Source organism: Pseudomonas sp. P7758, from assembly GCF_013386485.1.
Taxonomy (GTDB): domain Bacteria; phylum Pseudomonadota; class Gammaproteobacteria; order Pseudomonadales; family Pseudomonadaceae; genus Aquipseudomonas.
The window spans coordinates 31907-45703 of record NZ_JACARS010000045.1 but is presented as its reverse complement, the minus strand read 5'-3'; the positions used below and the strand labels follow the sequence as shown (position 1 = coordinate 45703).

The following is a 13797-nucleotide window of genomic DNA, read 5'->3' as shown; positions in this document are numbered from 1 at the left end:
ATCACTTCACCAGCGGCAGGTTATCGCCACGCCAGCTGGAAATACCACCCGACAGTTTGGCGGCGTTGAAGCCGGTTTTCAGCATCTCGCGGGCGTGGGTGCCGGAGTGCTGGCCCTGGGCGTCGACCAGGATAATGGTCTTGGCCTTGTGCTTTTCCAGCTCGGCCAGGCGCGAAATCAGTTTGTCCTGGGGAATGTTCAGCGCGCCGACAATGTGACCGGCGGCGAAATCCTTGGCGGGACGAATGTCCACCACTACGGCCTCATCCTTGTTGACCAGGGCGGTCAGCTCGGACGTGCTGAGGCTGCGGCCACCGCGGCTCAATTCGTGAGCGATCAGCAGCGCCAGCAGTACGACGAACGCACCAGCGAGCAAATAGTGGGTAGTGGCAAATGCAATCAGGTGATCAACCATCAAGGAGGTTCCAGGGCGTTAAAATGGCGGTAAGTATACACAGCCGTCATGGTCGGCCAACCCCCGTAAAGCGGTGACGTGGTCGGAACTTCGCTTTAAACTGCCACTCCCTTTTCTATTCCCTTCATTCATTACCGCCGCGAGAGGATCTATGACTACTACGCCTAAACCTTTGGTCCTGATAATTCTCGATGGCTTCGGACACAGTGAAAGCCACCACGACAACGCCGTGTACTCGGCCAGCAAGCCAGTACTGGACCGTCTGAGCGCTACCGTTCCGAACGGCCTGATCTCGGGCTCGGGCATGGATGTTGGCCTGCCGGACGGCCAAATGGGCAACTCGGAAGTCGGCCATATGAATCTCGGTGCCGGACGAGTGGTCTATCAAGACTTCACCCGCGTGACCAAAGCGATCCGCGACGGTGAGTTTTTCGAGAACCCAAACATCTGCGCGGCAGTGGATAAAGCGGTCAAGGCCGGCAAGGCCGTGCACTTCATGGGCCTGCTGTCGGACGGCGGCGTCCACAGCCACCAGGACCATCTGATCGCCATGGCCGAACTGGCCTTCAAGCGCGGCGCCGAGAAGATCTACCTGCACGCGTTCCTCGACGGCCGCGACACCCCGCCGAAAAGTGCCCAGTCCTCCATCGAACTGCTGGATGAAACCTTCAAGACCCTCGGCAAAGGCCGCATCGCCAGCCTGGTTGGCCGCTACTTCGCCATGGACCGCGACAACCGCTGGGACCGCGTGGCACAGGCCTACAACCTGATCGTCGACGGCCAGGCCGAATTCAACGCCGCCACCGCCCAGGAAGGCCTGGAAGCCGCCTACGCCCGTGGCGAGAGTGACGAGTTCGTCAAGGCCACCACCATCGGCGAACCGGTCAAGGTCGAAGATGGCGACGCCGTGGTGTTCATGAACTTCCGCGCCGACCGTGCCCGCGAGCTGAGCCACGTATTCGTCGATGCCGGCTTCAAGGACTTCGAGCGCGCCCGCCAGCCGAAAGTCGAATTCGTGATGCTGACCCAATACGCCGCCAACATCCCGGCCCCGTCGGCATTCGCCCCGGGCAGCCTGGAAAACGTGCTGGGGGATTACCTGGCGAAAAACGGCAAGACCCAACTGCGCATTGCCGAAACCGAGAAGTACGCCCACGTGACCTTCTTCTTCTCCGGCGGTCGTGAAGAACCGTTCCCGGGTGAAGAACGCATCCTGATCCCGTCGCCGAAAGTCGCCACCTACGACCTGCAGCCGGAGATGAGTGCCCCTGAAGTCACGGACAAGATCGTCGACGCCATCGAACACCAGCGCTACGACGTGATCGTGGTCAACTACGCCAACGGTGACATGGTGGGCCACAGCGGCAACCTGGAAGCGGCGGTAAAAGCCGTGGAATGCCTGGACCTGTGCGTCGGCCGCATCGTCGACGCGCTGGAAAAGGTGGGCGGCGAAGCGCTGATCACCGCTGACCACGGCAACTGCGAGCAAATGTCCGACGAATCCACCGGCCAGGCCCACACCGCCCACACCACCGAGCCGGTGCCGTTCATCTACGTCGGCAAACGTGACTTTAAAGTACGTGATGGCGGCGTGCTGGCCGACGTGGCACCGACCATGTTGATGCTGATGGGGCTGGAGAAGCCGAAAGAGATGACTGGCACTTCGATTCTGGTCTGACATAGTTCAGGGGTTGCTCAAAACAGGCAGCCCGTCAATAATGGACTCGAGCGCGAAACCAGTTGCCTCCAGCGGCGATAACTGGCGTAGGAACCCCGCAGATGGCTGGATATCCGCGTAGGGTGAGACCTCCACACCCCTGCTTGAGGGTGTGTATATGAATATCAAGCAAGCACTACTTAGGGCAGTTCGAAAGAGCTGCCCTTTTCTTTGGGCGTCACAAAAGCTCGTAACGCTTGTAGAGCAACTCACCATGACGATGCTTGTTCAAGGCCTTGGCGTCTGTCTGCATGAAGTTCCACAGCACATTGCCAGCCTAAATATTGACCACCACCAGCATCTGCCTCCTGGATTCATAAGCCCCAATGAATGCTAAACGGGCGGAGCAATCGCTATAAGCAACACGCCATATTTCCAGAGGCCCCGTCAATGTGTCCAAGGCGAACCTGACATAACGCTCTCTGGCGTCCTGCCGCTTTTCAACAATATGCTGCAGACAACTGCGCCTGATCGCTATTTGCCCCAAAGGCGAGTCAACTTCCACTTCCGAACAGCTCGAATGGGCAATGCCAAAATGCATTGCGACTATATCGATGGCCGCTGCGACATCGTTGCCGGCGGCCACTTCCTCAAGTGGACGCGCTCGCAAAGCCCGATCCAGACTACGAAGGTCGGGAAGCCCATAATCAAGCCACGTTTGCTGGCCTTTTGACTCGTGAATACAAGGCATTACTGACTATGCCGACCGTCGGATTAACAGGGCCGAAGAGTCTATTCCGAGCGCAAATGCACCGTCAGGGCGGAGCATTTCAAGGCATTTCGCGAAGCACACAAAACAACTGCAGAAGCACGACACGACGCTCTCAACCGCTCGTCGCCTTCAAAGGGCTATGGGACTTGCCCACAATTGCTTGCAGAATGCGGCCACTGGGCACCTAACTTGCCTGCCAAGCCGAATTGGGCGTTTTTTTTGCAGCGCTTGGCGGGCATACTAGGCCGTCCCTTTCCCTGGTGTCGCCCGCCTCTATGCTTCGCGCCTTGATTACCCTTGCTCTTGTCTGCCTGCTCCAACCGGCGTTTGCCGATGAGCGCGCACAAACCCAACAACAGTTGGACGCTACGCGTCAGGACATTACCGAGCTGAAGAAGCTGCTCGGCAAGCTCCAGGAAGAGAAGTCCGGCGTGCAGAAAGACCTGCGCGGCACGGAAACCGAGATGGGCAAGCTGGAGAAGCAGGTCCAGGAGCTGCAAAAAGAACTAAAGAAGAGCGAGTCGGAACTGGAGCGACTCGACGCTGAGAAAAAAAAACTCCAGAGCGCCCGCGTTGAACAGCAACGCCTGATCGCGATCCAGGCCCGCGCCGCTTACCAGAACGGCCGCCAGGAATACCTCAAGCTGCTGCTCAACCAGCAGAACCCGGAAAAGTTCGCCCGCACCCTTACCTATTACGACTACCTGAGCAAGGCCCGCCTGGAGCAACTGAAAAGCTTCAACGAGACCCTGCGCCAGTTGGCCAACGTCGAGCAGGAAATCGCCAACCAGCAGTCGCAGCTGCTCGACCAGAAAACCGCCCTCGACAGCCAGCGCGACGAACTGGACAAGGTCCGCAAGGAGCGCCAGCAGGCGCTGGCCAAGCTGAATGACGACGTGAAGGCCCGTGACGCCAAGCTCCAGGCCCGCGAGCAAGACCAGGCCGACCTCGGTAAAGTCCTGAAAACCATCGAGGAAACCCTGGCGCGCCAGGCCCGTGAGGCAGAGCAGGCGCGGCAAAAAGCGCTGCTGGCCCAGCAGGAAGCCGAAAAAAAGCGCGAGCGTGAAGCCGCCGAGGCAGTCGCCAGCGCCACTACCGACGCCCCGGCCCCGCGTAAACCGGCGCGTGCAGCGCCTGGCCCGCTGGTTTCCAGCGCCGGCGAATCCTTCGGCGGACCTTTTGCTTCAGCTCGGGGCAAACTTCCATGGCCAGTTGATGGTCGATTACTGGCACGCTTTGGTGAAACCCGTGGCGATGACACCCGCGCCAAGTGGGACGGTGTGATGATCAGTGCCGGTGCCGGCACCCAGGTCCACGCTATCCACGGCGGCCGCGTGGTATTCGCCGATTGGCTGCGTGGCGCAGGTTTGTTGGTGATTCTTGACCACGGTAATGGCTATTTGAGCCTTTACGGCCACAATCAAACTTTGCTTAAAGCGGCAGGTGATGTTGTAAAAGCCGGTGAATCCATCTCCACTGTCGGTAACAGTGGTGGCCAGGACACCCCGGCGCTGTACTTCGCTATTCGTCAGCAGGGCCGCCCGAGCGACCCGGCACAATGGTGCCGTACCCAAGGATAAGGGTCGCATCTACATTAGGAGTTCGTTCGACATGCTGCATTTGTCCCGCCTCACATCGCTGGCCCTGACGATCGCTCTGGTGATCGGCGCGCCTTTGGCATTCGCCGACCAGACCGCCCAGTCGGCCACGGCCGCGACCACCAAGGCCCCGCTGCCGCTGGACGAGTTGCGCACCTTTGCCGAGGTCATGGACCGGATCAAGGCCGCTTATGTCGAACCTGTGGACGACAAGACCCTGCTGGAAAATGCCATCAAGGGCATGCTCAGCAACCTTGACCCGCACTCCGCCTACCTGGGCCCGGAAGATTTCGCCGAGCTGCAGGAGAGCACCAGCGGTGAATTCGGTGGCCTGGGCATTGAAGTCGGCGCCGACGACGGCAACATCAAGGTCGTTTCGCCGATCGATGACACCCCTGCGTCCAAGGCCGGCATCCAGGCCGGTGACTTTATCGTCAAGATCAACGGCCAGCCGACCCGCGGCCAGACCATGACCGAAGCCGTCGACAAGATGCGCGGCAAGATCGGCCAGAAAATCACCCTGACCCTGGTGCGCGACGGCGGCACGCCGTTCGACGTGACCCTGACCCGCGCCACCATCACGGTCAAGAGCGTGAAGAGCCAGCTGCTGGAGTCGGGCTACGGCTACATCCGTATCACCCAGTTCCAGGTCAAGACCGGCGACGAAGTGGCCAAGGCCCTCGCCAAGCTGCGCAAAGACAACGGCAAGAAACTCAGCGGCATCGTGCTCGACCTGCGCAACAACCCGGGCGGCGTGTTGCAGGCAGCGGTGGAGGTGGTCGACCACTTCATCACCAAGGGCCTGATCGTCTACACCAAGGGCCGTATCGCCAACTCCGAGCTGCGCTTCTCGGCCACCGGCAACGACCTCAGCGAAGGCGTGCCGATGGTTGTGCTGATCAACGGCGGCAGCGCCTCGGCTTCGGAAATCGTCGCCGGCGCCCTGCAAGACCAGAAACGCGGCGTGCTGATGGGCACCACCAGCTTCGGCAAAGGCTCGGTGCAAACCGTGCTGCCGCTGAACAACGAGCGTGCCTTGAAGATCACCACGGCGCTGTACTACACGCCGAACGGTCGCTCGATCCAGGCCCAGGGCATCGTGCCGGACATCGAAGTGCGCAAGGCCAAGATCACCAACGAAGCCGACAGCGAGTTCTACAAGGAAGCGGACCTGCAAGGCCACTTGGGCAATGGCAACGGCGGCGCCGACCAGCCGACCGGCAGCGGCTCGAAAGCCAAGCCGATGCCGCAGGACGACGATTATCAGTTGGCCCAGGCGCTGAGCCTGCTCAAGGGCCTGAGCATTACGCGCAGCCGTTGATATGCGCCGTGGACTGATCATCGCTTTGCTGTGCTGTCTGGCGGGAGTCGCCCAAGGCAACCCCGCCAGTGCAGCCCCCGCTGAACACAAAGCCTACCTGACCCTGATCATCGACGACCTTGGGCAAAACCTGCCCCGGGATCGTCGTGTGCTTGCCCTGCCCGGCCCGGTGACCACGGCGATCATGCCCGACACACCCCACGCCGCCGAATTCGCCCGCGAAGCCCACAAGGCCGGCAAGATCGTTATCCTGCACATGCCCATGGACCCGGCCACCGGCCCGTTCGCCTGGCACCCCGACCTGCCTATCGAAGAGCTCGGCAAACGCCTGGACGCAGCCTTCAAGGCCGTGCCCTACACCGCCGGCATCAACAACCACATGGGCAGCCGCATGACCGCCCAGCCGGAGGCCATGGCCTGGTTGATGGGTGAGCTGCAACGACGCCACAAGTTCTTCGTCGACAGCCGCACCAGCGCTAAAACCGTCGCCGCCGCCGAGGCGCAAAAGATTGGCCTGGCCAGCGTCTCGCGGGATGTGTTCCTCGACGACGAACGCACCGAAGCGGCCATCACCACCCAGTTGCAGACCGCGATCAAGCTGGCCCACAAACAGGGTTCGGCGGTGATGATCGGCCACCCTTATCCACAGACCCTGGCGGTACTCGAACGTGAGCTGCCCAAGCTCAAGGCCCAGGGCGTCGAGTGGATCGACATCAAGTTGATGATCAGCCTGCGCAGCAACCAGGCCATGGCCGGGCACGGAAAAAACGGCACTTACCGCTAGTGCTATATAGCTACCGCGCCTGACCGAGCGGACTCTTCGATAGTGGATCTTCGTATCCACTGGAGAGTCTGTAGATGAACTCACTGCAATACAAAGACCTGCTGATCAACTTCACCACCGAGTTCGTTCCTGTATGGAACGACAAAGGCACTCGCGCCGAAAAACCCGTGACCTTCTGGCGCCCGAGCACATCCTCCGACGCGCTGGGCAACTTCGTCCCGCTGGGTGATGTGGCGGTGGCGGGTTACCACAACATCAATCAACTGAACATCGTCGCTGTTGTCAGCGAAGTTGACCGGGAGAATGGCACCGCCTTGCGGCCCCCCGTCGACTTCGAGAGAGTCTGGGAACACTCGGGACCAAGGGCACGCGCCAATTTCTCAATCTGGCGGCCCACCGCTCCAGAAGGTTATGTGGCAATGGGGCTGGTCTGTGGCCTCGGTAACGACAAACCACCACGCAATACCATCCGCTGTGTCAGAGAAGACCTGGTGACTCAGGCCTATGTCGACCAATTGATCTGGAGCGACCAAGGCAGCGGCGCCCACCGGGACTTCAGCGCCTGGGGTGTCTCCCCGTCGCAAGCAGCTCCTGGCCAAGCCTACCTGGCACCGGGCACCTTCACCGGCGCCGAGGGCTATGCCAAGCCAACCAGGCAAAGCCCGGTGCACGCCCTGCGGCTGGACCTTGCGCTTCATTCCGAGGATTTGCCGCCACTTTCACCCGAAATGGCACCAGGACGCACGATGCCGGAGCAGGTAACAGAGGGCATTCATGTGTGCGAACTGCCCTGGTTTACCGTGAACGACCCGACCCTGACGCCCCTGGAAAAACTGCAAACCTGCCCGGTATATCGGTTGAAAAGAATCGACCAGTACAGCTTGGTGGCCAGCGGTCAAAACACCACGCCAGCAAGCCAAACCTTCAGTTGGGTATTCGCAAAAGGAGAGATCAGTGACTTCTCCATGGGCCTGCGCTCCTTGACCGGCGTCGATATAAAGGCTGCCTGGGCACCCCGGCATCCGTTGAGTATCAGTGCCAACCTCAATCGCGACTTCACGCATACGGGCTTGACCGCACAAGGCTGGGAACGGGAGGGCGTGGCGGATGTGATGGCTTACATCCCGGCGAATAAATCCATCGCTGCCTACCTGGTCAAAAGCCGATACGAGCTATTGCGGGCTGACGGCAGCCAGCTCGGGCCAACCCTGACCTATGCCAGCGGAGATAACGTCTACTTCAGCGAGCTGCTGCAACCTGAAGCGGCGGTTACTGCTGTTGAGGAGCCAGAGGAAGTACCAGCAGAGGTGCCCGAGCCCACAGAAAACAACCTAGAGATAACGCCCCATGATTTCATCGACGACACCCTCCTGCCGTAACTGATCGAGGGCCGCCTGGAGTTTCGCCACTACGTCATCCGGCACGTTTTTGTTCAGCGCCAGGTACAGCTCCGCGCTGTTGAAACGCAACACAGTCTTGAGCCCGGTCACCCCGACCTGGCGTGCCAGATAACGGCCCGCCGGGTCCCCGGTGGCCCACAGGTCGATCTGACCATCCACCAGCTTTTTCGCGTTATCCTGATCCCGCAACACGATTACCGGCTTGAGCCCCTGCTTCTCCAGGCTCTCGGCGATGGCGTCGCCCTTGTAGGCGCCGATCTTGTAGCGCCGCGCCTGCTCAAGGTCGCTCAGCTGGATCTTGCTGTCAGCCTTGGCCAGCAGCACCCAATCGTCCGGGCCGATGGGGCCGACCCATTTGAACAGCGCCTCACGGTCCGGCAAGCGCGCCATCACGAACACGCCGTAACCGGGTTTTTCCAGGGCGAGTTTGTAGATCCGGTCCCAAGGGAACCGCAGGGTCAGGTTGTAGGAAATACCCGCACGCTGGAACGTCTCGCGGACGATGTCCACGGCAATGCCTTCGATGTTCTCTTCCTTGGCGAAGTTCTTGCCGTTTTTCGCCATGTTGTACGGCGGGAAGTTTTCCGTCAGCAACACCAGGGAAGCGCCGTCGGACGGTTCATCAGCGTAAGCCGAACCCGTCAGCAGAACGGTGGTACTGGCGAGGGCGAGCAGCAGGTCTTTGAACATGAAAGTTACCGGAATCCATGGCAAGCCCAGAGAGTGCCGCGAGCCTGCCATGGTGTCCAGTGACGTTTAGCGTACGACGATACCGCGCGCCGCCATGTAGGCCTTGGCCTCAGGCACGGTGTATTCGCCAAAGTGGAAAATACTCGCCGCCAGCACTGCGCTGGCGTGGCCTTCGATCACGCCGTCGGCCAGGTGCTGCAGGTTGCCGACGCCGCCGGAAGCAATCACCGGGATGCCCAGCGCGTCGCTGATGGCGCGGGTCACGCCCAGGTCGAAGCCGTTTTTCATGCCGTCCTGGTCCATGCTGGTCAGCAGGATTTCACCGGCACCCAGGGCTTCCATCTTCATCGCCCACTGCACGGCATCCAGCCCGGTCGGCTTGCGCCCGCCGTGGGTGAAGATCTCCCAGCGCGGGGTTTCGCCCGGGCCGGAGACTTTCTTGGCGTCGATGGCAACCACGATGCATTGCGAACCGAAGTGCTGTGCGGCTTCGCCGACAAATTCCGGGTTGAACACCGCCGCAGTGTTGATCGAAACCTTGTCCGCGCCGGCATTCAGCAGGTTGCGAATGTCCTGCACGGTGCGCACGCCACCGCCCACGGTCAGCGGGATAAACACCTGGCTGGCCATGCGCTCCACGGTATGCAGCGTGGTGTCGCGACCATCGACACTGGCGGTGATGTCGAGAAAGGTAATCTCGTCGGCACCCTGTTCGTCGTAGCGACGGGCGATTTCCACCGGGTCGCCGGCGTCACGGATGTTCTCGAACTTGACGCCCTTGACCACGCGACCGTTGTCGACGTCCAGGCAAGGGATGATGCGTTTGGCCAGCGCCATGGTCAGTCCTCAGCCGTTGTAGGCGTCGCAGTAAGCCTGGGCTTCAGCGACGTCCAGGGTGCCTTCATAGATCGCCCGGCCGGTGATGGCGCCGATGATCCCCGGCGCCTTCGCGTCCAGCAGCGACTTGATGTCGCCCAGGTTGTGGATACCGCCGGAAGCGATCACCGGGATCTTGGTGGCGGCGGCCAGCGCAGCGGTGAACGGTACGTTGCAGCCCTGCATCATGCCGTCTTTGGCGATGTCGGTATAAACGATGGCGGAGACGCCGTCGGCTTCAAACTGCTTGGCGAGGTCGATCACCTGGACGGTGCTGATCTCGGCCCAGCCGTCGGTGGCGACGAAACCGTCCTTGGCGTCCAGGCCCACGATCACTTTGCCGGGGAACGCACGGCAGGCTTCGGCGACGAAGGCCGGGTCTTTCACGGCCTTGGTGCCGATGATCACGTAGCTCACGCCCGCTTTCACGTAGTGCTCGATGGTTTCCAGGGAGCGGATACCGCCGCCGATCTGGATCGGCAGGTTCGGATAGCGCTTGGCGATCGCCGTGACGACTTCACCGTTGACCGGCTGGCCTTCGAACGCACCGTTCAAGTCCACCAGATGCAGACGACGGCAACCGCCTTCCACCCACTTGGCAGCCATGCTCACCGGGTCATCGGAGAACACCGTGGAATCTTCCATGCGGCCCTGGCGCAGACGTACGCAGGCGCCGTCCTTGAGATCGATTGCGGGAATAATCAGCATCTGGCAAACCTTATTCGATATTCAGCGTTGCTCGGGAAATCAGGGTTTCTCGAGCGCCCACAAGTCGCTTTCGATGCTTTCGAACCTCTCTTTAAGGTGCGTCTGCACATCGAAAATCGCCCTGTTGTAATAGTGCGGAGCAATTTCAGTGGTGAACAGTTCGAGGATTTCTGCAACCTCGAACGAGCCGAGCTTGAGCTCGAAGCGGTCTTCCATGAAACGCTTGATCTTGTCGGTGGCCTCACTCTCCTGCTGGGGAGTGAGGTTCAAGATCGGCGGCTTGACCTTCTTGGCCATTACCAGCGCCCGTCCCACGCGGCGAAGTTCTGCAGCAATTGCAGGCCATGGGTATGGCTCTTCTCCGGGTGGAATTGCACGGCAAAGCGCGAACCGTCGGCCAGGGCCGCGGCGAAGTCGACGCCATAGTGCCCGCCACCCACCACCTGGCGCGGGTTACCGGCGGCGATGTAATAGCTGTGTACGAAATAGAAACGCGCCAGGTCCGGCACTTCGTGCCACAGCGGGTGATCCACGGTCTGGCGCACTTCGTTCCAGCCCATGTGCGGCACCTTCAGGTGCTCGCCGTCTTCGTGCAGGTCCTTGCCGAAAAACTTCACCTGGCCCGGAAACAGACCGATGCAGTCGACGCCGTCGTTCTCTTCACTGCTGTCGAGCAAGGCTTGCATGCCCACGCAGATGCCGAGGAACGGCCGGTCCTGGCTGACTTCACGCACCAGGCTGTCGAAGCCCAGGCGACGAATCTCGGCCATGCAGTCGCGAATCGCGCCAACCCCCGGGAACACTACCCGGTCGGCTTCGCGAATCACGTCGGCATCGCTGGTGATCAGCACCTTGCCGGCACCTACGTGCTCGAGGGCCTTGGCCACCGAGTGCAGGTTACCCATGCCGTAGTCGATAACCGCGACCGTCTGCATTACAGGACGCCCTTGGTCGACGGCATTTGCCCGGCCATGCGGTCATCCAGCTCCACGGCCATGCGCAGGGCACGGCCGAAAGCCTTGAACACGGTCTCGATCTGGTGGTGGGTGTTGGTGCCACGCAGGTTGTCGATGTGCAGGCTGACCAGGGCGTGGTTGACGAAACCCTGGAAGAATTCCTGGAACAGGTCGACGTCGAAGCCGCCCACGGTGGCGCGGGTGTACGGCACGTGCATCTGCAGGCCCGGGCGGCCGGAGAAGTCGATGACCACACGCGACAGCGCTTCATCCAGCGGGACATAGGCGTGGCCGTAGCGACGGATGCCTTTCTTGTCGCCGATGGCTTTGGCAAATGCCTGGCCCAACGTGATACCGACGTCTTCCACCGTGTGGTGGTCGTCGATATGCAGGTCGCCCTTGCTGACGATATCCAGGTCGATCAGCCCGTGACGGGCGATCTGGTCCAGCATGTGCTCAAGAAAAGGTACACCGATATCAAATCGGGCCTTTCCGGTGCCATCCAGGTTGATCGAGGCTTTGATCTGGGTTTCCAGAGTGTCGCGCTCGACGGACGCCTTACGTTCGGCCATCACCAGCTCCGCAAAATCATTGGGCGAAAAAGGCAGCCATTATAGGGGCGCGGGCGCTAAACAGAAACATCGGAGGGGATAAGACTGATGGAGTGTCGGGGATAGACATGTCAGTACAAGTGTGGGGGCAGCTTTGTGTGTGAGCGGGCTTGCTCGCGAAGGCGGTGGGTCAGCCAATACATGTGCTGACTGATCCATCGCATTCGCGAGCAAGCCCGCTCCCACACAAGCCCGCTCCCACAAGGGTTACGCGGTGTTAGTGGAACAGTACTGCGGTTTTCTGCAGGGTGACCCACACGCCCCACGCCAACGGAATGCCCACCGCCAGCCAGGCGGCAACCGCCAATGGCACGCTGCCGGAGGAGGCTTTCCACTCCAGCACGGTGCTGGAATCGGCGCCCTTGTCATGGCCCAGCGCCTGCTCGGCAGCCAGTTCGGCGTCGGTCATGAAGTACTTGTCTGCCACCGGCCGTACCAGCAGGTTGCAGATAAAGCCCAGCACCAGCAGGCCGGCGAGGATGTACAAGGTGATGTCGTAAGCGGCAGCGCGTTCAACGCCGATGCTCAACTGATACTCACGCAGGTAGTTCACCAGCACCGGGCCCAACACGCCCGCCGCTGCCCATGCGGTCAGCAGACGACCGTGGATCGCGCCCACCATTTGCGTACCGAACAGGTCCGCCAGGTAAGCCGGGACGGTCGCAAAGCCACCGCCGTACATCGACAGGATGATGCAGAACGCCGCCACGAACAGCGCGACGTTGCCCAGGTGACCCAGGTTCGGGATCAACGCGTACAGGGCAAAGCCCAATGCGAAGAACACGAAGTAGGTGTTTTTACGGCCCAGGTAGTCGGAGAACGATGCCCAGAAGAACCGGCCACCGATGTTGAACAGGCTCAACAGGCCGGTAAAGCCGGCGGCGATGGCCGCGATGGAAGCCAGTTGGCCGGCATCCAGTTGGCCAAATGCCAGGCCGTTACCCAGCAACTTGCCGCCGAACACTTCCTGCAGCAGCGGCGAAGCCATGCCGAGGATGCCGATGCCGGCAGACACGTTCAGGCACAGCACCAGCCACACCAGGCGGAATTGCGGGGTTTTCCAGGCTACGTTCACGTGCACGTGACGGTGGGTGATCATCGCGTTGCTGGCTTTTTTCGCCGGGGCAGTCCAGCCCTCAGGCTTCCAGCCGGTAGGCGGAACACGGTAGGACAAGGCGCCGCCGATCATGAACACGAAGTAGATCACGGCCATGACCACGAAGCTCTGCCACACGCCAACGCTGGTCGGCGAGGCAAAGTGGCCCATCAAGGCGGCTGCCAGCGGAGCGCCAACCATCGCGCCGCCGCCGAAACCCATGATCGCCATGCCGGTAGCCATGCCGCGCTTGTCCGGGAACCACTTGATCAGGGTCGAGACCGGCGAGATGTAACCCAGGCCCAGGCCGATACCGCCAATGACCCCGGAGCCGATCCACATCAGCCAGATCTGGTGGGTATAGATCCCCAACGCAGAGATCAGCAGGCCGCCACACCAGCACAAGGCCGAAACGACACCAGCCTTGCGTGGCCCGGCGTGTTCCAGCCAGCCGCCCCAGATCGCTGCGGAGCAGCCGAGGAAGATGAAGAACAGGGTGTAGATCCAGCCCAGCATGGAGATGGGCCAGTCGCATTGCGACGAGAAGACCTGGCTGATGAAGCTCATGTCCGGCGCGCAGGCGACCGGTGCGGTGATCCCCAGCGCCTTGGACAACGGCAGCCAGAACACCGAAAAACCGTAGGCCATGCCGATACACAGGTGGATCGCCAGGGCGGCCGGTGGTACCAGCCAACGGTTGAACCCGGGCTTGGCGATAATGCGTTCCTTGGACAGGAACGCAGGCTGTGCAGCAGTATTACCCGCCGCAGTGCTAGTGCTCATTGGTGTTTCCCCCAGTTATTAGTATGTGTCCGTCGGGCGCTCTCTCCCTCGGCCTTACACGCAAGGCGTGGCCGTTTTGTTGAGTAAAGCTCCTTTTAAACGCGACGTTTAGTCGCAGACGGCAGACGAA

Annotated in this window: 14 protein-coding genes; 5 read left to right on the top strand and 9 right to left on the bottom strand. The window is 61.0% G+C overall.

What is annotated here, in order from left to right:
• Position 1 precedes the first annotated feature (1 nt).
• Positions 2–415: a rhodanese-like domain-containing protein gene (locus HX873_RS10180; RefSeq protein ID WP_003218014.1), complete on the bottom strand. Its 414-nt coding sequence runs from the start codon at positions 413–415 to the stop codon at positions 2–4.
• A gap of 151 nt (positions 416–566) precedes the next feature.
• Between HX873_RS10180 and gpmI the strand changes: the two genes are divergently transcribed.
• Positions 567–2093, top strand: a complete 1527-nt coding sequence (gpmI, locus tag HX873_RS10175; protein WP_003218015.1) for a 2,3-bisphosphoglycerate-independent phosphoglycerate mutase — start codon at positions 567–569, stop codon at positions 2091–2093.
• Positions 2094–2409: 316 nt separating this feature from the next.
• Here the strand turns inward: gpmI and HX873_RS31760 are convergent, their stop codons facing one another.
• Entirely contained in the window at positions 2410–2673 is a 264-nt protein-coding gene (locus HX873_RS31760; RefSeq protein ID WP_256349623.1) for a PBECR2 nuclease fold domain-containing protein, read from the bottom strand.
• Positions 2674–3119: 446 nt separating this feature from the next.
• On the opposite strand from HX873_RS31760, the gene HX873_RS10165 reads away from it, so the two are divergent.
• From HX873_RS10165 to HX873_RS10150, 4 genes are all read left to right on the top strand, one after another.
• Positions 3120–4424, top strand: coding sequence for a murein hydrolase activator EnvC (locus tag HX873_RS10165; protein ID WP_003218021.1), 1305 nt, complete (start codon positions 3120–3122; stop codon positions 4422–4424).
• Positions 4425–4455: 31 nt separating this feature from the next.
• Positions 4456–5763 (top strand): S41 family peptidase, encoded by a 1308-nt coding sequence (locus tag HX873_RS10160; RefSeq protein ID WP_003218023.1) that lies wholly within the window; start codon positions 4456–4458, stop codon positions 5761–5763.
• 1 nt (position 5764) lies between these two features.
• Positions 5765–6547, top strand: coding sequence for a divergent polysaccharide deacetylase family protein (locus tag HX873_RS10155; protein WP_008435686.1), 783 nt, complete (start codon positions 5765–5767; stop codon positions 6545–6547).
• 74 nt (positions 6548–6621) lie between these two features.
• On the top strand, positions 6622–7926 hold the full coding sequence (locus HX873_RS10150; protein WP_177122638.1) for a Vps62-related protein: 1305 nt from the start codon (positions 6622–6624) through the stop codon (positions 7924–7926).
• On the opposite strand, the gene HX873_RS10145 is transcribed toward HX873_RS10150, so the two are convergent.
• The 7 genes from HX873_RS10145 to HX873_RS10115 all read right to left on the bottom strand — a co-directional run bounded on the left by HX873_RS10145 (position 7879) and on the right by HX873_RS10115 (position 13667).
• The gene (locus HX873_RS10145) at positions 7879–8637 is read right to left on the bottom strand and encodes an ABC transporter substrate-binding protein (RefSeq protein WP_003218028.1); all 759 of its coding nucleotides are present in this window, start codon (positions 8635–8637) and stop codon (positions 7879–7881) included. The genes HX873_RS10150 and HX873_RS10145 overlap by 48 nt on opposite strands.
• 66 nt (positions 8638–8703) lie before the next feature.
• Positions 8704–9474, bottom strand: coding sequence for an imidazole glycerol phosphate synthase subunit HisF (hisF, locus tag HX873_RS10140; RefSeq protein WP_003218030.1), 771 nt, complete (start codon positions 9472–9474; stop codon positions 8704–8706).
• 9 nt (positions 9475–9483) lie between these two features.
• Positions 9484–10221 (bottom strand): 1-(5-phosphoribosyl)-5-[(5-phosphoribosylamino)methylideneamino]imidazole-4-carboxamide isomerase, encoded by a 738-nt coding sequence (gene hisA, locus HX873_RS10135; protein ID WP_003187784.1) that lies wholly within the window; start codon positions 10219–10221, stop codon positions 9484–9486.
• 39 nt (positions 10222–10260) lie between these two features.
• Positions 10261–10518, bottom strand: coding sequence for a DUF2164 domain-containing protein (locus HX873_RS10130; RefSeq protein WP_003218033.1), 258 nt, complete (start codon positions 10516–10518; stop codon positions 10261–10263).
• Positions 10518–11156, bottom strand: coding sequence for an imidazole glycerol phosphate synthase subunit HisH (gene hisH, locus HX873_RS10125; RefSeq protein WP_003218034.1), 639 nt, complete (start codon positions 11154–11156; stop codon positions 10518–10520). The genes HX873_RS10130 and hisH overlap by 1 nt, the downstream gene beginning before the upstream one ends.
• Positions 11156–11749, bottom strand: coding sequence for an imidazoleglycerol-phosphate dehydratase HisB (gene hisB, locus HX873_RS10120; protein ID WP_003218037.1), 594 nt, complete (start codon positions 11747–11749; stop codon positions 11156–11158). Before hisB ends, hisH begins: the two co-directional genes overlap by 1 nt.
• Before the next feature lie 256 nt (positions 11750–12005).
• The gene (locus HX873_RS10115) at positions 12006–13667 is read right to left on the bottom strand and encodes an OFA family MFS transporter (RefSeq protein ID WP_003218039.1); all 1662 of its coding nucleotides are present in this window, start codon (positions 13665–13667) and stop codon (positions 12006–12008) included.
• Positions 13668–13797 lie beyond the last annotated feature (130 nt).